Below are 18,869 nucleotides of genomic sequence, written 5' to 3' on the forward strand. Positions count from 1 at the left end.
GCCAACGCGCCGTCAGGCGAAGCGGTCGGGGTCGCCGGCTCCGACGCGGACCACCTCGGGAGTGCCGTCACTCCAGTCGACGACGGTGGTCGGCTCGGCGGGAGTGTCCTCACCGGTCTCGATGACGATGTCGACGACGTGGTCAAGCGTCTCCTTGACGTCCCATCCGCTGGTGCGCGGCTCAGTCTCGCCGGGCATGATCAGCGTCGAGGAGAGCAGCGGCTCGCCGAGCTCCTCGAGGATCGCCTGCACGACGACGTGGTCGGGGATCCGCACGCCGACGGTCTTCTTCTTCGGGTGGAGCAGCCGACGCGGCACCTCGGGCGTGCCCGGCAGGATGAATGTGTAGGGCCCCGGCGTCGCGGACTTGATCGCGCGGAACGCCGAGTTGTCGACGTGCACCATCTGGCCGAGCTGGCTGAAGTCGCGACACACGAGGGTGAAATGGTGCTTGTCGTCGAGGTCGCGGATCGACAGGATCCGATCGCGTCCGTCCTTGGAACCGATGCGGGCACCGAGCGCGTAGCCGGAGTCGGTCGGGTAGGCGATGACCTCGTCGTTGCGCAGGGCCTCGACGACCTGGGCGATGAGCCTCGGCTGGGGGTTGTCGGGGTGGATGTCGACGTACCGGGCCATCAGTTGCTCCTCACAGAAGCCTTCTTGATGTCGCGACGCAGCTCCGGCGGGAGCGCGAAGACGAGCGACTCCTCGGCGCTGGTCACGGCACGGGCGTCGGGGTAGCCGCACTCGGCGAGCCATGCGAGCACGCCCTCGACGAGGGACTCCGGCACGGACGCGCCGGACGTGACCGAGACCGTCTCGACGCCGTCGAGCCAAGCCTCCTCGATCTCCGTGGCGTCGTCGACGCGGTGGGCCGCGCGGGCGCCGGCCTCGAGGGCGACGTCGACCAGGCGCATGGTGTTGGAGGAGTTTCGGGAGCCGACCACGATCACCAGATCTGCGCCAGTGGCGATCTCCTTGATCGCGACCTGGCGGTTCTGCGTGGCGTAGCAGATGTCGTCACTCGGCGGATCGATCAGCTCGGGGAACCGCGCCTTGAGCGCAGCGACGGTCGTCATCGTCTCGTCGACGCTCAACGTGGTCTGGGAGAGCCAGACGACGCGGGCGGGGTCGCGGATCACGAGGTTGTCGACGTCGGCCGGGTGCTCGACGAGCTGGATGTGGCCGGGAGCCTCGCCCATCGTGCCCTCGACCTCCTCGTGGCCGGCGTGGCCGATGAGGACGATGTCGTAGTCCTCCTTGGCGAAGCGGACGGCCTCGTGGTGGACCTTGGTGACAAGCGGGCAGGTCGCGTCGATCGTCTTGAGCCCGCGCGTCGCGGCGTCGGCGTGGACGGCCGGCGAGACGCCGTGCGCGGAGAAGACCACCGTCTCCCCCGCCGGCACCTGGTCGAGCTCGTCGACGAAGATCGCTCCACGCGACCGCAGGTCGTCCACGACGTGCTTGTTGTGCACGATCTCCTTGCGCACGTAGACGGGGGCGCCGTACAGGTCGAGCGCCTTTTCCACCGTGATCACCGCGCGGTCGACACCGGCGCAGTAGCCCCGCGGGGAGGCGAGCAGGACCTGCTTCTCGGTGTCGGTGAGGACGCGCGGCGCTGCGAGGTCGACCATGCCCGCCAGTCTAGGTCGGGTCGGGCTCCGGCTGCTCCTCGGCGAGCACCCGCGGCAGGCTGCCGAGGACTGCGAGCATGATCACGCCGTCGACGATGGCCAGCCAGGAGATGTTGGCGACGTGTGCGACGGGGAAGATCACGGCGCCGAGGACGAGCAGTGGCGCCCACCAGACCGGCGTACGCCGACGCAGCGCCACCGCGCCGACGAGGAACGTCAGTGGGAAGAAGAAGCCGAGCATCTTCCAGAGGTTGGCCGGCCGGCCCCTCCTCGTCGAAGAGGTCGTTGCCGCCGAGGCCGACGTGCAGCGTGTCGTCGCCGACCCCCGCGTTGCCGACGAGGCCGAGCACGGCGATGACGAGCAGGACGGCCTGGATCCGGCCGCGGGTGCGCACGATGATCGCGAGCGCGGTGAGGCCGTAGAGCGCGGCGGCAAGGATGTGGGCCATCCCGGTGGAGGCGTCCCACCAGCCCCGGGCGGCGTAGGTGCAGTCGAGGGCGAGGAAGGCGAGCGGTCCGAGGACGAGGGTCGTGGTGAGCAGGCGCCCGGCGGGCGTCGAGAGTGTCATGGTCATGGCTCGACCCTCGGCGCGATGGGTCACCGGCGACGACGGGGTTCTCCCTGAACCTGCGTCGGCAACGAGCTCCAGGGGAAACCCTGTACCGCACGAGGCGCCCATCTCCGCCACGATGTCTTCCATGTCCCGCACGGAGGAGCCTACCGGCATCCTCGTCCCGCTGCTGACCCTCGGCGCCGTCATCGCGCTTGCCGTGGCCGGCTTCTCCCGCGGGTTCTGGGTGGCCAACGCGCACAACGGACTCCTTGCCCTGGCGTTCGGCGGCATCGGTGCGTGGCTGCTGCTGCGCCGGCCGTGGCATGGTGAGGGCCTCCTCTTCGCCGTCACGGGCGTGAGCGAGGGCGTCCTCTTCCTCGGCCGCCAGGTCGGCCACACGGGCACCTCGACCGCCGACCGATGGTGGGGCTGGCTCGGCGTCTGGCCGCTGGCCCTGATCCTCGCGCTGACGACATGGACCGTCCTCTGCTTCCCGGAAGGACGGTTCCTGTCGCGGCGCTGGCGATGGTTCGGCCTCGCGGTCGCTGTCATCGCAGCCGCGTGCTCGCTCGTCTCCGCCCTCTGGCCGGTGGAGTACGACGCCGCCGGACTCAGCCGCCATCCGCTGACCCTCGGCGGCGCCGACGTGGCCGATCGCGTCTGGTCGGCGATCGCCCACCCGGCGTACGCCCTCTTCCAGCTCTCGTGGCTGGCGGTGGTGCTCGCGCGGTGGCGCAGCGCCAACGGGATCCTGCGACGCCAGCTCGCCGTGATGGCGGTGGCCGTCGGGGTGGCGGTGGCGGCGCTGATCGTCGGCCTGGCGATCTGGCACTCGCCGCGCGCCGGCCTGCTCGCCACACCACTGGTGCCGCTCGCGGCGGGCTGGGTGATGGAGCGGATCGGGCTCGGTGGACCTGTCGAGGAGAGTCGGGCGGCAGGCGGCCTGGACAGCCTCTCCGCACGGGAGAACGAGGTACTCGACCTGATCGCGCAGGGCCTCTCGAACCAGGCGATCTGCGAGCGGCTGCACCTGAGCATCAAGACCGTCGAACCGGTCGTGAGTTCGATCTTCACCAAACTGGACCTGCATGCGGACTCAGCCGCCAACCGCCGGGTGCTGGCCGTGCTGGCCTACCTCGGCCAGAGCCCCTGAGGCTCAGAGCTCCGGCATCGCATCCACGTCGGGGTGACGCGGGACCTGCAGCGCCACGACCGCGGCCGCGACGGCGGCGACACAGCAGGCGATGAAGATGACGCGGAAGGCGCCGAAGGTCGGCAGCGCTGTGCCGTCGATCAGGTGGCCGGCAAGGATCGAGCCGCCGACTGCCGAGGCGAGCGAGGTGCCGATGTAGCGCGCCAGCGCATTGAGGCCGTTGGCCGCAGCAAGCTCGGCGACGGGCGTGTGCGTGTTGATCAGGGTCGGCAGAGCCGCGAAGCCGAAAGCGATGCCGACGCCGATGATCGCGGTGCCGACGATGATCTCCCAGAGGTGACCATGCAGCGTGAGCCGGACGAGCCAGCCGACCGCGAGGACGACGGCGCCGAAGGCGAGCGTCTTCGGCGCGCCGATCCGGTGGATCAGGCGGGCGGCGGAGGAGGAGAGGAGGAGCATCATCCCGCCGGCCGGAAGCAGGCAGAACCCGCTGACGACGAGACTCGCGTCGAAGCCGTAGCCGGTGAGCGCCTTCGGCGCCTGGACGTACGACGCCGTCCCGATCATCATCGCGAACATCGCGAACCCGAGCAGGACCGCCGCGATGTTCGTCAGCACGATCGGCTTGCGCGACAGGGCCGCAAGGTCGATCAGCGGCACGGCGGTGCGCGACTCGACCAGACCCAGCACCGCGAAGAGCAGCGCCGAGACGACCAGCAGGACGATCGTGCGGGCCGAACCCCAGCCCCACGAAGCGGACTCGGCGAGCGGGAGGAGGAGGGTCACGAGGGCTGCCGTGAGGAGCACGGAGCCGAGCAGGTCGATCCGACCCGGAGACCGGTCGGGCGCCTCCGGCAGGACCAGCCAGATGCCGATGACGCCCACCGCACCGCCGACCGCCGTGATCCAGAAGAGCCAGTGGTAGTCGGTGTGCTCGCCGACGAGACCGCCGATCGGCAGTGCCAGTGCGGAGCCGACACCGAGCATCGCCGAGATGAGGGCGACGGCGCTGCCGACGCGCTCGCGCGGGAGCAGTGAGGCGAGGAGGCTGATCCCGAGCGGGATCGCGGGCATCGACATGCCCTGCAGGGCACGGCCGGCGATCATCAGCGGCAGATTGGACGTCATCCCCGAGATGACCGAGCCGACGACGAGCAGCGAGGTCGCAATGATGAGCATCCGGCGCTTGCCGAACATGTCGCCGAGACGGCCGAAGAGCGGCACGGAGACTGCGCCCGCCATGAGCATCGAGGTGAGCAACCACTGCGCCGCGTCCTGGCTCGGGTGCGACGGGATCAGGCCGTTCGGCCCGGAGAGCAGCGGCATCACCGGCACGAGGAGCGACATGCTCAGCGAGACGGCGAAGGCCGCCGTACCGACCAGGAGGAGCTCCAGGCGGGCTCGGGCAGGCGAGGTGTGGGACGCGATGTCGGCGTCGTGGACCGGTGTGGCGAGATCAGTCATGAGGATCCATAGTCTGCCGAAGAACCACAGAAATGGACAATCTCTCCGCTTCGTGGGATATGTCACTCCGGTTGTCGGTGGCGGCCGATAGGGTCGCGCGCATGGCGCTTGAGACCTCCCCCGAGCAGCCGGCACCCGTCCGGCAGATCGCCAACGCGATCGCCGGGTGGATCGACCGGCTCGGCGGCGTGTGGGTCGAGGGCCAGATCGCGCAGATCTCACGCAGGCCGGGGATGGCGACTGTCTTCATGACGCTGCGCGACTCCGTCGCCGACATCTCCCTCCAGGTGACCGCGCCCCGGCACGTCGTCGACTCGCTCGCCACTCCCCTCACCGAGGGCGCGAGCGTCGTGATCAATGCGAAGCCGTCGTACTACGCCAACCGCGGCACGCTGTCGCTCTACGCCCGCGAGATCCGGCCCGTCGGCCTCGGCGCCCTCCTGGCCCGGCTCGAGCAGCGCCGCCAGCTCCTCGCGGCCGAGGGTCTCTTCGCAGCCGAGCTCAAGCGCCCGCTGCCCTTCCTTCCCCACACCATCGGCCTCGTGACCGCCGCGAACTCGGCCGCCGAGCGGGATGTCCTCGAGAACGTACGCCGACGCTGGCCCGGCGCCGCCTTCCGTGTGATCCACGCCCCCATGCAGGGCACCCGCTGCGTGCCGGACATCGTCGGCGCCTTGGAGCGGCTCGATACCGACACGGAGGTCGACGTCATCGTCATCGCCCGAGGCGGCGGTTCGGTGGAGGACCTGCTGCCCTTCAGTGACGAGGCCCTGATCCGTGCCGTCCACCGCGCCACGACGGCCGTGGTGAGTGCCATCGGCCACGAGCCGGATTCACCGCTGCTCGACCTCGTCGCCGACCTCCGTGCCTCGACTCCGACGGACGCCGCCAAGCGGGTGGTGCCGGACGTCGCCGAGGAGCTCGCCCTGATCGATGCCGGCCGATCACGCGCCCGAGCCGCCGTTCACCGGCTCGTGGACCGCGAGCAGGCACACCTCGACCAGATCCGGTCGCGGCCGGCGATGGCCGACCCGCGCACCCAGATCGACCTGCGGCTCGAGGAGGTGGCCGAGCTGCGCCGCCGCTCGCGGCGCGTGGTCGGCCACCGCCTCGACCGCGCGAGCGACCAGATCCACGCGCTGCGGCTCCAGGCGCGTGCCCTGTCGCCGCTCGAGACCCTGCGCCGGGGCTACGCGGTCGCCGTCGACGCCGACGGTCACCTCGTCTCGGCCGCGACGACCGAGCCCGGGCAGGAGATCATGGTGCGCGTCGCCGACGGTCGGATCTGGTCCACGACCACCCGCAGCGAGGCCGACGACCTGCCCGACCAGTCCCAGGAGGAGTCCGATGAGTGAGCCGAAACAGTCCTACGAGGAGGCCCGCGCCGAGCTCGTCGAGACCGTCCAGGCGCTCGAGGCCGGAGGCCTGACACTCGAGGACTCACTCGCCTTCTGGCAGCGCGCGGAGGCACTGGCCACCACGTGCCAGGCCTTCCTCGAGGGCGCCCGCGCCAAGCTCGACGCGGCCCTCGAAGATGACTCCGACTGAGTCCTACTTCGTCGGCGCAGTGGTGAGCGACGCCGCAAGGTCGCGGAGGTCGGCGACCGGGGCCGAGCCGTAGACCAGCACCGCCTGCTTGGCGCCCTTGACGTCGATCGTGGTGGCGAACGCGTGGTCGCCGCCGCTGTCCGACCAGGTCGACCACGTCGATCCGATCTGGCTCCGTATCGTGGCGTCGGCGCCCTGGCGGGCCGCCTTGTCGACGTACGTCGTCAGGAGGCTGCTCAGGTCGACGTCGGCCTGCGCGACGCCGGCGTACGTGCCGGACTTCGTCAGGATGCCGAGACCCCAGGTGGGGTGGTCGCCGGGCGTGAAGTGGACGGACGTCGCCTTCCAGCCCGTCGGCAGGCTCGAGGGATAGGCGACCGTGTACCCGGCCTCCTGCACCGTGCCGACCGTCTCGGTGTAGGCGACGGCGTCGAGCTTGACCTCGGGGTGGTCGTGGGTGAGGTTCTGGATGCCCCAGTAGGCGACGATCGCGATCACGGCGACGACCATCGAGCCGATCAGGCCGCCGAAGGTACGGGGATAGCGACGGGCGCCCTGGGTGGGCTCGGTCGGCTGTCCCGCAGAGGGAGACGGGGCGGTCTGGGTCACAGATCCATTGTCACAGGGACCGATAGGGTGACCAACATGAGCCTGCCCGAGCCCTTGGACGTGCCCGCCCACACCCCGGACCGCAACCTGGCCCTCGAGCTCGTGCGCGTGACCGAGGCAGCGGCCATGGCGGCCGCCCGCTGGGTCGGCCGCGGGGACAAGAACGGCGCTGACGGCGTCGCGGTCAACGCGATGCGCGTGATGATCTCGACCGTCGCGATGAACGGCACCGTCGTCATCGGCGAGGGCGAGAAGGACAACGCCCCCATGCTCTACAACGGCGAGCGGGTCGGTGACGGATCGGGCCCCGAGTGCGACGTCGCCGTCGACCCGATCGACGGCACCACCCTGACGGCCAAGGGCATGAACAACGCGGTCGCGGTCATGGCGGTCGCGCCGCGCGGCACGATGTACGACCCGAGCGCCGTCTTCTACATGGAGAAGCTCGTCACCGGGCCCGAGGCGGCCGATGTCGTCGACATCCGCATGCCCGTCGCCGCCAACATCGAGGCGGTCGCCAAGGCCAAGGGCTCCAAGCCCTCCGACGTCACCGTGATCCTGCTCGACCGTCCGCGGCACGAGAAGCTCGCCGAGGAGATCCGGGCCACCGGCGCCCGGATCCGCTTCATCGTCGACGGCGACGTCGCCGGCGCGATCTCGGCCGCGCGCATCGGCTCCGGCGTCGACCTGCTGCTCGGCATCGGCGGCACACCCGAGGGCATCGTCGCGGCCTGCGCGATGAAGGCCATGGGTGGCACGATCCAGGGCCGCCTGTGGCCGAAGGACGACGACGAGCGGCAGAAGGCCCTCGACGCCGGCCACAACCTCGACCCCGACTTCGTCCTGCACACCAACGACCTCGTCACCGGCGACGACTGCTTCTTCGTCGCCACCGGCATCACCGACGGCGACCTGATGAAGGGCGTCCACTTCGGCCCCGGCGGCTCGGTCCTCACGGACTCGCTCGTGATGCGCAGCCGCTCCGGCACGATCCGCAAGATCACCTCCGAGCACCAGCTCTCCAAGCTCCAGGCCTACTCGGCCATCGACTTCGGCCAGTGAGCGGCGCGACCACCGGGACGAAGGGCACCGCCGCCGTAGGGGATCTGGAGATCGCCTACGAGACCTTCGGCTCCCCCGAGGCGGAGCCGCTGCTCCTCGTCATGGGCCTCGGCGGACCGATGACCTGGTGGGACTCCGAGTTCTGTGCGCAGCTCGCCGACGCCGGCTTCTACGTCATCCGCTACGACAACCGTGACGCCGGCCGGTCGACCAAGATCCGCGCCAAGGTCAAGCAGTCTCAGGTGGTGCGGGCCTTCCTCGGCCTCAAGGTGAAACCGCCGTACACCGTCTCCGACATGGCCGCCGACGGCATCGGCCTGCTCACGGCCCTCGGCATCGACCGCGCCCACATCGTCGGCATGTCGATGGGCGGGATGATCGTGCAGACCATGGCGATCGAGCATCCGTCGCGCGTGCTGTCGTTGACGTCGATCATGTCGACGACCGGCGGACGCCTGGTCGGCTGGCAGCACCCGGCTGTCCTGCGCACCATCCTCGCCGCCAAGAGCGGTGAGGAGGCCTACTACACGCACGCGGCGCGGATGTGGAGCCTGATCGGCTCCCCCGCCTACGCCGACGCCCCCGAGTCGATCCGGAAGCGTGCGGAGGACACCTGGGAGTACGGCGTCAGCCAGTCCGGCACCGGACGACAGACCCTCGCGATCCTCACCCAGCCCAACCGCACGCGCGCCCTCGGCGACGTCACCGCTCCCACCCTCGTCATCCACGGCCTCAGCGACAAGATGGTCCACGTCTCCGGCGGTCGTGCAACCGCCATGGCGATCCCCGGCAGCGAGCTGCTGTTGATCAAGGGCATGGGCCACGACCTGCCCGAGCCGCTCTGGCCGACCTTCATCACCGCGATCCGCCGCAACGCCGACCGCGCCTGACCCCGCAAAAGGTCACCGTGACCTCTTGAGGTGTCGGTGACCCTTCGAAAGGTCACCGACCGCGCGAAAGGTCACGGTGACCCTTTGGTGGCGCCCGTCAATCGGCGACGACGAGCACGGGCGCCTGGTCCAGCTGTACGGCGACCTGCTGGCCGACCTCGAGGAGCGCGGCGGCCGTCGAGGGGATCTGGGCGTCGACGAGCGTGCCGTCGATGTCGAGCGTGACCTGCGAGATCGGGCCGCGGAAGGACACCGCCACGACGCTCGCGCCTGATCCGGCAGTGACCGAGACCGACTCGGGGCGGACCAGGGCGAAGCCGGAGGTCGTCGCGGAGCCCGCGAGAGTCGGCAACTGCTGACCCAGCACTGTCGCCGTACCGCCCGAGACGGTGGCGGGGATGCGGTTGGAGAGCCCGACGAAGGAGCCGACGAAGGGCGTCGCCGGCGAGGAGTAGAGCACCGACGGTGAGGCGAGCTGCTCGAGGCGACCGGCGTTCATGACGCCCACCCGGTCGGCGACGGCGAGCGCCTCCTCCTGGTCGTGGGTCACGAAGAGGGTCGTGGTGCCGACCTCGAGCTGGATGCGGCGGATCTCGTCGCGGAGCTGGACGCGGACCTTGGCGTCGAGCGCCGAGAGCGGCTCGTCGAGCAGGAGGACCGAGGGCTCGATCGCCAGCGCCCGCGCGAGTGCGACCCGCTGCTGCTGGCCACCGGAGAGCTGCCGCGGATAGCGCGAGCCGTGCTGGCCGAGGCCCACCAGGTCCAGCATGTCGCCGGCCCGCTTGGTCCGCTCGGACCTGGAGCGACCGCGCAGCTTGAGCCCGAAGGCGACGTTCTCCGCCACCGTCAGGTGCGGGAAGAGCGAGTAGGCCTGGAAGACCATCCCCATGTCGCGCTTGTTGGCCGGCACGCGGGTGACGTCGCGACCACCGACGACGACATGGCCGGACGTCGCGATGTCGAGCCCCGCTAGGATCCTGAGCGCCGTCGTCTTGCCACATCCCGAGGGACCGAGCAGCGCGATGAACTCGCCGGGCTCGATCGTGAGGTTGAGCCCGTCCAGCGCTTGGACGTCACCGTAGTAGCGCTTCACGTCCTTGAAGTCGACGGGTGTCCCCGAGCCGACAGCGGAGCCAGCAGCCATGGTCATTTGTCTTCCTTCAGGGTGAGCGCGAGCACGGGCCGATCACGACGACCGCTGAAGGCCATCATCACCACCATGAGCAGCGACAGTACGAGCATGATGGCGAACGACATCGCCATCGCCGCACCGCCGTCGTCGGCACGCACCTCGTTGAGCGCGGTGGGGAGCGTGGTGAAACCCATCAGGATCGCGACGGTGTACTCCCCCATCACGAGCGAGATCGTCAGGAACACGGCCGAGACGACGCCGGTGCGGATGTTGGGACTGATCACCCGCGCGATGACCGTGAACCAACCGGCGCCCAGCGAGCGGGCGGCCTCCGCCAGCGTCGTGACGTCGATGCCGGACAGTGCCGAGTCGACCGCCCGGTAGGAGTAGGGCAGCACGAGGATCACGTAGATGAACGTCAGCGTCAGTGGACCGAAGCCGATCAGGTAGTAGACCCACGAGTAGACATTGGTCATCCCGACCACGATCACCATCGGCGGGATCGTCAGCGGGAGCAGGCAGAGGAACTCCACGAGCCGCGTCGCCTGCGGGACGCGGAGCCGGACCCAGATCATCGTGGGGAGCAGCAGCACCAGCATGAGCGCGACGGTCAGCGCGGACATCTCGAGCGAGGTGATCAGCGGCTGGACCAGGGAGTCGAGGGTGAAGATCGCCTTCCAGTGGTCCAGCGTCAGCCGGCCACCGTGGAAGAAGTCCCGCAGGGAGTAGTCGACCATCGACCACAGCGGCACGAAGAAGAAGAGCCCGAAGGCGGCGAGGACGAGGCCACGCAGGAGGCGGGTCATGAGAGCCACCTCGACGTCCGCTTGAGCAGCACGGAGTAGGCGAACATGACGAGGGCCACGATGACCACCATCTCCAAGGCCACCGCATAGGCGAGGTGCTCGTGTCCGAGGGAGACCTCGCTGGAGAGCGACGACCGAATCGCCATCGGCAGGATCAGGGTGCCCTGCTGGATCATCGCCGCCGCCGTCGCGTAGGCCGCGAAGCCGTTGGCGAAGAGCAGCAGGAAGGCCCCGAGGAAGGCCGGCCGCAGGACCGGTACGACGACCTGGACGAAGTACTGCCAACGGGTCGCCCCGAGGTTGACCGCCGCCTCACGCCACTCCTGGCGCATGCCCTCCAGCGCCGGGATGAAGACGATCACCATCAGCGGGATCTGGAAGTACAGGTAGATGACGATCAGGCCCTTGAGCGTGGCGATCCAGTTGCCGCCGTACAGGTCGATGCCGAACTGCGCGTCGGCCCAGCGGGTGAGGAAGCCGTTGGCCGCGAAGGTCGAGATGAAGAGAAAGGCGAGCGTGACGCCCCCGAACTGCGCGAAGACGCCGGCCATGCCCATGATCCAGCGACGCAGCAGGCTGTGTGCCGGCATCGAGACGACGACGGCCGCGAGCATCGCCCCGAGCACCGCGCCCCCGATGGCGCTGGTCACGGCGAGGATGACCGAGTGCCGCAGGGCGGTGAGCAGCACCGGGTCGAAGACACCACCGAGACTGTCGAACGTCCAGGCGCCGTCCTTGTCCTGGAAGGCGCCGACGAGCACCTCGATCGTCGGCTCCAGGAGGAACGCGAAGACGTAGGCCAGGAACGGCAGCAGGGCGAGCGCGGGCAACCAACGCCGGAGACGTGTCACCTGTGCCCGCCCTGCTCTCCTGTTTGTTCTGTCAGACCGACAGCGTCAGCCGATGGCCTTGGCCCAGCCGGCGGCCAGCTGGGTGCCGACCTTCTCGGTCTGGTCCACGGTCGGGACGGTGACGTTCGCCGGCGTGTTCGGCAGCGCAGCCTGCGCGGCGGAGTCCACCGATCCGGCCTTGGTCATGTCGTCGATACGGGCCGGGACGGCACCGCCGGCGAGGAAGAGGTTCTGCACGTCGTCGGAGTAGAGGTACTCCTCCCACAGGCGGGCAGCCGCCGGGTGCGGAGCGTCCTTGTTGATCGCCTGGAAGTAGGGACCGGCGAGGCCGACCTGGTCAGAGGCCCAGACCTTCCACGTGGGGATCGCGGAGGCGTAGGAGAGCTGGTTGTAGCCCCAGCCGAAGACGACCGGCGTGGTGCCGTTGGCCAGCGTGTCCTTGCTCACCTCGACCGGGTTGAACGTGCCGGCCTTCTTCATCTGCTTCATGAAGTCCAGACCCGGCTGGATGTCGTCCGTGCTGCCGCCCTTGATCAGCGCGGCGTAGAGCACCGAGTTGGCGCCCTCGGCCGAGGTGGTCGGGTCGCCCGAGAAGACGACCTTGCCCTTGTACGCCGGCTTCAGCAGGTCGTCCAGCGAGGTGATTGCCGGGACCTTCGAGGAGTCGTAGCCGATGGCCATGTAACCCGAGTAGTCGTTGACCACTGTGCCGTCGGGGTCCTTGAGGTTGTCCGGGATGGTGTCGAAGTTGGCCACCTTGTAGGGCGCGAACTTGTCGAAGTTGGCGTAGGCCACGGCCTGGCCGACGTCGAGCACGTCGGGGTCGTTCGGCAGGCCCTTGATCGCGTCGACCTCGTCCTGCGAGCCCGCACCGGGGTTCAGCTCGGTGACCTTGATCTTGGGGTACTTCGCCTTGAAGCCGTCGATGATCTTGCCGTAGTTCGCCCAGTCGTGGGGCAGCGCGATCGTCGTGAGCGCGCCCTCCTTCTCGGCTGCGGCCTGGAGCTTGCCGAGGCCGCCGAGGTCGTCGGCCGATGCGGCGGTGGCCGCGGAGGCCGACGAGTCGTCGGCCTTCTTCTCCGGTGCGCCGCACGCGGCAAGGCTGGTGACGCTCGCGAATGCTGCGATCGCGACGAGCGAGGTACGGATCTTCACTGTTGCTCCCTATCGGGGTTCGGGATCTCGGGTATTCCGAGGGCGGAGACTGTCGGCACCTGGTGAAGCACTCGGCAACGTAGCGCATCCGGGAGGCGACGGACACGGGGCGAATCCCGGCGAACGTATGCGCTTGGTTAGGCTTGCCGACCGTGGCGACCGCACCTGAGTTCCAGTACTCCGACCTGCTTCCCGCGCATCACGACGACACGCCCTACCGGCTCGTCACCGCCGAGGGAGTCTCCACGATGGAGGTCGACGGCCGTACCTTCCTCAAGGTCGATCCCGAGGCGATCCGCCGCCTCACCTACGAGGCGATCCACGACATCCAGCACTATCTGCGCCCGGCGCACCTCGCCCAGCTGCGCAAGATCATCGACGACCCGGAGGCGTCGGGCAACGACCGCTTCGTCGCACTCGACCTGCTGAAGAACGTCAACATCTCCGCCGGCGGCGTGCTGCCGATGTGCCAGGACACCGGCACCGCGATCGTGATGGGCAAGAAGTCCGAGGGCGTCCTCACCGGCACCGACGACGCCGAGACGGTCGCGCGCGGCATCTTCGACGCCTACACCTCGCTCAACCTGCGGTACTCCCAGATGGCGCCGATCACGACGTACGACGAGAAGCCGACGGGCAACAACCTGCCGGCCCAGATCGAGCTCTACTCCACGCCGGGAACGGACAAGCCGGAGTACCACTTCCTCTTCATGGCCAAGGGTGGCGGCTCGGCCAACAAGTCCTTCCTCTACCAGGAGACGAAGGCGATCCTGAACCCCGAGCGCCTCCTGCAGTTCCTCGACGAGAAGCTCAAGTCCCTCGGTACGGCGGCGTGCCCGCCCTACCACCTCGCCGTGGTGATCGGCGGCACGAGCGCCGAGCACGCGCTCAAGACCGCCAAGCTCGCCTCGGCGCACTACCTCGACCACCTGCCGACGACCGGCACGGTGGCGGGCCACGGCATCCGCGACCCCAAGCTCGAGGACGAGATCTTCAAGCTGACCCAGGGCTTCGGGATCGGCGCGCAGTTCGGCGGCAAGTACTTCTGCCACGACGTGCGGGTCGTGCGCCTCCCCCGCCACGGCGCCTCCCTGCCTGTGGCGATCGCCGTCTCCTGCTCGGCCGACCGCCAGGCACTGGGCAAGATCACCGCCGAGGGCGTCTTCCTCGAGCAGCTCGAGACCGACCCGGCGCAGTACCTCCCCGACACCACCGAGCAGCACCTCATCGAGGGCGGCGAGGTCGTCCCGATCGACCTGTCGCTGCCGATGGAGGAGATCCTGGCCGAGCTGTCGAAGCACCCGGTGAAGACGCGCCTCTCGCTCACCGGCCCGCTGGTCGTGGCCCGCGACATCGCCCACGCGAAGCTCAAGGAGCGCCTCGATGCCGGCGACGGGATGCCGCAGTACATGAAGGACCACCCGGTCTACTACGCCGGCCCGGCCAAGACGCCCTCGGGCATGGCGAGCGGCTCGTTCGGCCCGACCACGGCCGGCCGGATGGACTCCTACGTCGACCAGTTCCAGGCCGCCGGCGGCTCGATGGTCATGCTGGCCAAGGGCAACCGCTCCAAGGCGGTGACCGAGGCCTGCCATGCCCACGGCGGGTTCTACCTCGGCTCCATCGGCGGCCCGGCCGCCCGGCTCGCGCAGGACTGCATCCGGTCCGTCGAGGTGCTGGAGTACGCGGAGCTCGGCATGGAGGCGATCTGGAAGATCGAGGTTGAGGACTTCCCGGCCTTCATCGTCGTCGACGACAAGGGCAACGACTTCTTCACAGATCCCGCCGGCTCCGTGACCGTCCCCCTGACGGGGATCCGGGTCCGCTCCGCGCAGTAGCACCGTCGCCGCGGGTCAGACGTGGCCGACGTACAGCCAGTACTGCTCCTCGCGACCCTGCAGCTCGACCGGGAAGGCGACGGCCTCGGCCCGCCAGCGCCCGAAGACGGCCTCCATCGCCGTCAGCAGCTCCGGTGCCTCGGAGGCGCTCCAGATCACCGTCGAACCTCCGGGGCGGGTGACGCGGCGGCACTCCTCGAGCAGCGGCTCGCGGTAGAGGTCGCCGTTGGCCTCATGCACCAGGTAGCCCGGGCCGTTGTCGACGTCGAGCAGCACCAGGTCGTAGTGGGACGGCGGCGCGACCCGGAGGTAGTGCGCGACGTCGGCGGTCTCCACCACCACGCGTGGATCGGAGAGCAGCGACGGACCGAACGGAATCGTCCCCTCGCTCATCCAGGTCACGAGGGCGGCCTCGAGTTCGACCACCGTCACGCGGTACACCCGCTCGTCGGCGAGGATCGCCTCGAGGGTGAAGCCCAGTCCCAGCCCGCCGACCAGCACCTCCCGCGGGTCGTGGTGCAGCGCGAGCGCCCGGGTCGCGAGCGCGACCTCGGTCGACGTCTCGACGGTGTCCATCACGAAGACCCCGTTGGCCCGCAGTTCGAGGGATCCGTCCTCCCGCATCCGTAGCACCAGTTCGCCACGATCAGAGACGCTTCGGGCAACCTCATCCACGTCGACAGAGGCTAGTGGTCAGGTGTCTCGAATGCCCCACACGGCGGCTTGCGAGCGTCTACGGTAATCCGCGGGAGGTGTGTCGCGGTGGGGGTCGCCAGGATTCCTGTCCTGTCGACGCTGCTCGGAGCGTTGTCCGGTGTGCTCGGTCGCTCCACCGCGCCCTCGTCGCGGGATGTCCGCGCGTTCCTCGACGCCGCGCCCGACGCCACGGTCGTCGTCGGCGCGGACGGGCTGATCCGCTACGCCAACGCCGGGATGGTCGAGCTGCTCGGCTATCAGATCGACGAGCTCGTCGGCCGGCATGTCGACATGCTGGTGCCCGACTCGGTGCGCCCACGGCACTCGGCGCTGCGCGAAGGATTCCAGTCGCGTCCGGCCCGCCGGTCGATGGGCAGCGGCCTCCACCTCGCCGCCCGCCACAAGGACGGCCACGACATCCCCGTGGAGATCAGCCTCGGACCGGTCGAGACCTCGGCCGGGCGGGTCACCGTCGCGGCGCTCCGTGACGCGACCCAGAAGCGGGAGACCGAGGCGGCCCTGACGCGAGCCCAGGAGCGCTACCGGCTGATGTCCGAGCAGGACCCGCTCACCGGCCTGGCCAATCGGCGAGGCTTCGAGAAGGCCTTCATCCAGCACCTCGAGCTGTGCCGCAGCAACGTCTCCGAGGGTGCACTGCTGTACGTCGACCTCGACCACTTCAAAGAGGTCAACGACTCGCTCGGCCACGACGCCGGTGACCGGCTCCTGATCGCCGTGAGCGACGCGATGCGCGCGGCACTCCGCGACACCGACGTCATCTCGCGACAGGGCGGGGACGAGTTCCTCGTGCTGCTCCACCGCGCCGAGCCCGTCGAGGCGGTCGCGGTGGCGGAACGGATCGTGGACGCCGTACGGCAGGAGGCGTTGCGCTTCGGTGAGGCGAGCGCTGCCGTCTCGGCCTCCGCCGGGGTCGTCATGATGGCCGACCTGCGGGTGGAGGACGTCACGACAACCACCCTGATGAGCCGCGCCGACACCGCGCTCTACGAGGCGAAGGCGGCCGGCCGGAACCGGGTCAGCGTCTTCCGTCCCGAGCCGTCCGGGGCATAACAACCACCCTCGTGGTGCTATGGGGATGTGACTTCCTCAAACGATGGATTCAGGATCGAACACGACTCCATGGGAGAGGTGACGGTCCCCGTCGACGCGCTGTGGCGGGCACAGACCCAGCGCGCCGTCGAGAACTTCCCGATCTCCGGCACGCCGCTGGAGCCCGAGCTGATCCACGCGATCGCGCACGTCAAGGCAGCTGCCGCCCGGGTCAACGCCGAGCTCGGCGTCCTCACCCGCGAGCAGGCCGACGCCATCGATGCCGCCGCCGCGATCATCGCCGCCGGCGAGTACGACGACCAGTTCCCGATCGACGTCTTCCAGACCGGCTCCGGCACCTCGTCGAACATGAACGCCAACGAGGTCATCGCCTCGCTCGCTCTTCGCGAGGGCATCGAGGTCCATCCCAACGACCACGTCAACGCGTCGCAGTCGTCCAACGACACCTTCCCCACGGCCATCCACGTCGCGGCCGCCCTGGCCGTCCGGGAACAGCTGCGGCCCGCGATCGACCGGCTCGCGGCGAGCCTGGAGGCCAAGGCGGTCGAGTTCTCCGGTGCGGTGAAGTCCGGCCGCACTCACCTCATGGACGCCACGCCGGTGACGCTCGGGCAGGAGTTCGGCGGCTATGCGGCGACGATCCGTTATGCGCAGGAGCGGCTCGACGCCGTACTCCCCCGGGTGCGGGAGCTGCCGCTCGGTGGCACCGCGGTCGGCACCGGCATCAACACCCCTGCCGGCTTCCCCCAGCGGGTGATCGAGTCGCTCTCCGAGTCGACGCACGAGCCGTTCACGGAGGCAAGGAACCACTTCGAGGCCCAGGGCACGCGTGACTCGCTCGTCGAGCTCTCCGGCGTGCTCAAGACGCTCGCCGTCGGGCTGATCAAGATCAACAACGACCTGCGCTGGATGTCGTCCGGCCCGACGACCGGACTCGCCGAGATCCACCTGCCCGACCTGCAGCCGGGCTCCTCGATCATGCCCGGCAAGGTGAACCCGGTCCTGCCCGAGGCGACGCTCATGGTCGCCTTCCAGGTGATCGGCAACGACGCGACCGTCACCGCCGCCGGCGCGTCCGGCTCCTTCGAGCTCAACGTCGCGATGCCGGTCATGGCGCGCAGCGTGCTCGAGTCGATCCGCCTCCTCGCGAACTCGATGACCGTCCTCGCCGAGCGCACGATCGACGGCATCGTCCCCAACGTCGAGCGCATGCGCGCCTACGCCGAGTCCTCCCCCTCCATCGTCACGCCGCTCAACAAGTACGTCGGCTACGAGGCCGCCGCGAAGATCGCCAAGCGCGCGCTGGCCGAGGGCATCACGATCCGCGAGGCCGTGGTGCTCGAGGGGCACGTCAGCAGCGGCGAGGTCACCGAGGCCCAGCTCGACACGCTCCTCGACGTCGAGTCCATGACCCACCCCTGACGGTTCCTGAGCCCCACCGTGGCGACACGCCGACATTCCCGGCGTGTCGTCAGATCCGGCTGCAAGAACGGACATCAGCACGTGCACGTCCTGGCGAGTTCCGCCGTGGCGCGGATCGTGGAAACCACCTTCTCGGGTTCACGCATCACTTCGCGCCAGGTGAACCGCAGGACGCGCCAACCGATCGACGTCATGGCGGAGTAGCGCGCACAGTCCCGGTTGAACTCTGCCCGGACCTTGCCGTGGAACTCCCAGGACTCCGCTTCGATGGCGATGCCCAGGAGCGGATTGGCGAGGTCGGGGTGAAAGACGAGGTCACCGACCTGCATCCGGAACTGAGGTACGACCTCGAGCCCGGACTCGACCGCGCAGGCCCGCAGCGCCGACTCGAACGGATTCGCAGCCAGGCCGCTCGCCAATCGAACGACGTGCCGTGCCCGAACCCCGCGCTCACCGGGCAAGGCGAGGGCCCCGTCCCGCAGGTCCTGCTCGGTCAGATCCTGATGGCGGAGAGCCGAGTCGACGACCGCGAGTCCGTCGGCGAAGGGGAGGTCCGCAGCACACATCAGGGCCGTCTGGAGCCTGCCGGTCGCCCATCCATCGAGCGCCTCCCGACGTACGTCGACCCGCACCGTCCCCGCCGGTGCCGGCCTGCCGCGAGGAACGCCGACCTTCGGCAGGACCGGTGGCAGCCGCACCTCCCAGCCCCAGTGGAGCGCCGCGCTCTCGTAGAGCAGGTAACCGTTGCTCGACCGTGCGATCTCCAGCGCCTCGTCGGTCGTGGGTAGGGCGTAGCGATCTCGACCCACGTGCACCAGCAGGCCTTCGCGCAGTGCCCGACGGACGGCCTTTCGGCCGCAGTTGCGCATCAGGACCGCTGTACCGACCAGTCCGCCATTGACCTGCGCGAGTTCGACCGGGTGCATGCCGGGATGGTGCCCGAGTTCCATCCGCGTCGTCCTCGCTCATCCACAGGCGTCCGTT

Annotated in this window: 20 protein-coding genes; 9 read left to right on the plus strand and 11 right to left on the minus strand. The window is 69.4% G+C overall.

Annotated elements, in window-relative coordinates; genetic code table 11:
* Positions 1-12: 12 nt before the first annotated feature.
* Genes LH076_RS12560 through LH076_RS12570 form a run of 3 tightly spaced genes read right to left on the minus strand, consistent with a single transcriptional unit; the run spans position 13 to position 1,875 of the window.
* Positions 13-636 (minus strand): L-threonylcarbamoyladenylate synthase, encoded by a 624-nt coding sequence (locus LH076_RS12560; protein WP_227781073.1) that lies wholly within the window; start codon positions 634-636, stop codon positions 13-15.
* Positions 636-1,634 carry a 4-hydroxy-3-methylbut-2-enyl diphosphate reductase gene (locus LH076_RS12565; RefSeq protein WP_227781074.1) on the minus strand — a complete coding sequence of 333 codons (999 nt, stop codon included), beginning with the start codon at positions 1,632-1,634 and terminating at the stop codon, positions 636-638. The genes LH076_RS12560 and LH076_RS12565 overlap by 1 nt, the downstream gene beginning before the upstream one ends.
* Positions 1,635-1,644: 10 nt before the next feature.
* Complete coding sequence (locus LH076_RS12570) at positions 1,645-1,875, minus strand: hypothetical protein (RefSeq protein WP_227781075.1); 231 nt, start codon at positions 1,873-1,875, stop codon at positions 1,645-1,647.
* A 10-nt stretch (positions 1,876-1,885) separates the two neighbouring features.
* On the opposite strand from LH076_RS12570, the gene LH076_RS12575 reads away from it, so the two are divergent.
* Complete coding sequence (locus tag LH076_RS12575; protein WP_227781076.1) at positions 1,886-2,260, plus strand: hypothetical protein; 375 nt, start codon at positions 1,886-1,888, stop codon at positions 2,258-2,260.
* A 73-nt stretch (positions 2,261-2,333) separates the two neighbouring features.
* Positions 2,334-3,341, plus strand: a complete 1,008-nt coding sequence (locus LH076_RS12580) for a helix-turn-helix transcriptional regulator (RefSeq protein ID WP_227781077.1) — start codon at positions 2,334-2,336, stop codon at positions 3,339-3,341.
* A 3-nt stretch (positions 3,342-3,344) separates the two neighbouring features.
* On the opposite strand, the gene LH076_RS12585 is transcribed toward LH076_RS12580, so the two are convergent.
* Positions 3,345-4,805 carry an MFS transporter gene (locus LH076_RS12585; protein WP_227781079.1) on the minus strand — a complete coding sequence of 487 codons (1,461 nt, stop codon included), beginning with the start codon at positions 4,803-4,805 and terminating at the stop codon, positions 3,345-3,347.
* A 101-nt stretch (positions 4,806-4,906) separates the two neighbouring features.
* Here LH076_RS12585 and xseA point away from each other — a divergent pair, with 101 nt between their 5' ends.
* Positions 4,907-6,160: an exodeoxyribonuclease VII large subunit gene (xseA, locus tag LH076_RS12590; protein WP_227781080.1), complete on the plus strand. Its 1,254-nt coding sequence runs from the start codon at positions 4,907-4,909 to the stop codon at positions 6,158-6,160.
* Positions 6,153-6,353 carry an exodeoxyribonuclease VII small subunit gene (locus LH076_RS12595; RefSeq protein WP_227781081.1) on the plus strand — a complete coding sequence of 67 codons (201 nt, stop codon included), beginning with the start codon at positions 6,153-6,155 and terminating at the stop codon, positions 6,351-6,353. The genes xseA and LH076_RS12595 overlap by 8 nt, the downstream gene beginning before the upstream one ends.
* A 3-nt stretch (positions 6,354-6,356) precedes the next feature.
* Here the strand turns inward: LH076_RS12595 and LH076_RS12600 are convergent, their stop codons facing one another.
* Complete coding sequence (locus LH076_RS12600) at positions 6,357-6,962, minus strand: DUF4245 domain-containing protein (protein WP_227781082.1); 606 nt, start codon at positions 6,960-6,962, stop codon at positions 6,357-6,359.
* Positions 6,963-6,998: 36 nt separating this feature from the next.
* Between LH076_RS12600 and glpX the strand changes: the two genes are divergently transcribed.
* Both glpX and LH076_RS12610 read left to right on the plus strand, forming a co-directional pair.
* Positions 6,999-8,024, plus strand: coding sequence for a class II fructose-bisphosphatase (gene glpX / locus LH076_RS12605; protein ID WP_227781083.1), 1,026 nt, complete (start codon positions 6,999-7,001; stop codon positions 8,022-8,024).
* Positions 8,021-8,914: an alpha/beta fold hydrolase gene (locus tag LH076_RS12610; protein ID WP_227781084.1), complete on the plus strand. Its 894-nt coding sequence runs from the start codon at positions 8,021-8,023 to the stop codon at positions 8,912-8,914. The genes glpX and LH076_RS12610 overlap by 4 nt, the downstream gene beginning before the upstream one ends.
* 97 nt (positions 8,915-9,011) lie before the next feature.
* On the opposite strand, the gene LH076_RS12615 is transcribed toward LH076_RS12610, so the two are convergent.
* Genes LH076_RS12615 through LH076_RS12630 form a run of 4 tightly spaced genes read right to left on the minus strand, consistent with a single transcriptional unit; the run spans position 9,012 to position 12,858 of the window.
* Positions 9,012-10,064 (minus strand): ABC transporter ATP-binding protein, encoded by a 1,053-nt coding sequence (locus tag LH076_RS12615; protein WP_227781085.1) that lies wholly within the window; start codon positions 10,062-10,064, stop codon positions 9,012-9,014.
* Complete coding sequence (locus LH076_RS12620; protein WP_227781086.1) at positions 10,061-10,852, minus strand: ABC transporter permease; 792 nt, start codon at positions 10,850-10,852, stop codon at positions 10,061-10,063. The genes LH076_RS12615 and LH076_RS12620 overlap by 4 nt, the downstream gene beginning before the upstream one ends.
* Positions 10,849-11,703, minus strand: coding sequence for an ABC transporter permease (locus LH076_RS12625; protein WP_227781088.1), 855 nt, complete (start codon positions 11,701-11,703; stop codon positions 10,849-10,851). Before LH076_RS12625 ends, LH076_RS12620 begins: the two co-directional genes overlap by 4 nt.
* 45 nt (positions 11,704-11,748) lie before the next feature.
* Entirely contained in the window at positions 11,749-12,858 is a 1,110-nt protein-coding gene (locus LH076_RS12630) for an ABC transporter substrate-binding protein (RefSeq protein ID WP_227781089.1), read from the minus strand.
* Between the two features lie 152 nt (positions 12,859-13,010).
* On the opposite strand from LH076_RS12630, the gene LH076_RS12635 reads away from it, so the two are divergent.
* Entirely contained in the window at positions 13,011-14,696 is a 1,686-nt protein-coding gene (locus LH076_RS12635) for a fumarate hydratase (protein ID WP_227781090.1), read from the plus strand.
* 15 nt (positions 14,697-14,711) lie between these two features.
* On the opposite strand, the gene LH076_RS12640 is transcribed toward LH076_RS12635, so the two are convergent.
* Positions 14,712-15,371: a spermidine synthase gene (locus tag LH076_RS12640; protein WP_227781091.1), complete on the minus strand. Its 660-nt coding sequence runs from the start codon at positions 15,369-15,371 to the stop codon at positions 14,712-14,714.
* 87 nt (positions 15,372-15,458) lie between these two features.
* On the opposite strand from LH076_RS12640, the gene LH076_RS12645 reads away from it, so the two are divergent.
* A complete protein-coding gene (locus tag LH076_RS12645; protein WP_227781092.1) occupies positions 15,459-16,463 on the plus strand; it encodes a GGDEF domain-containing protein in 1,005 nt (334 codons plus the stop codon).
* A 27-nt stretch (positions 16,464-16,490) separates the two neighbouring features.
* Positions 16,491-17,885 (plus strand): class II fumarate hydratase, encoded by a 1,395-nt coding sequence (locus LH076_RS12650; protein WP_227781093.1) that lies wholly within the window; start codon positions 16,491-16,493, stop codon positions 17,883-17,885.
* A 74-nt stretch (positions 17,886-17,959) separates the two neighbouring features.
* Here the strand turns inward: LH076_RS12650 and LH076_RS12655 are convergent, their stop codons facing one another.
* Positions 17,960-18,811: a DUF559 domain-containing protein gene (locus LH076_RS12655; RefSeq protein ID WP_227781094.1), complete on the minus strand. Its 852-nt coding sequence runs from the start codon at positions 18,809-18,811 to the stop codon at positions 17,960-17,962.
* Positions 18,812-18,869: the final 58 nt, after the last annotated feature.

Source organism: Nocardioides sp. Kera G14, assembly GCF_020715565.1.
In the GTDB taxonomy this organism is placed as follows: Bacteria; Actinomycetota; Actinomycetes; order Propionibacteriales; family Nocardioidaceae; genus Nocardioides.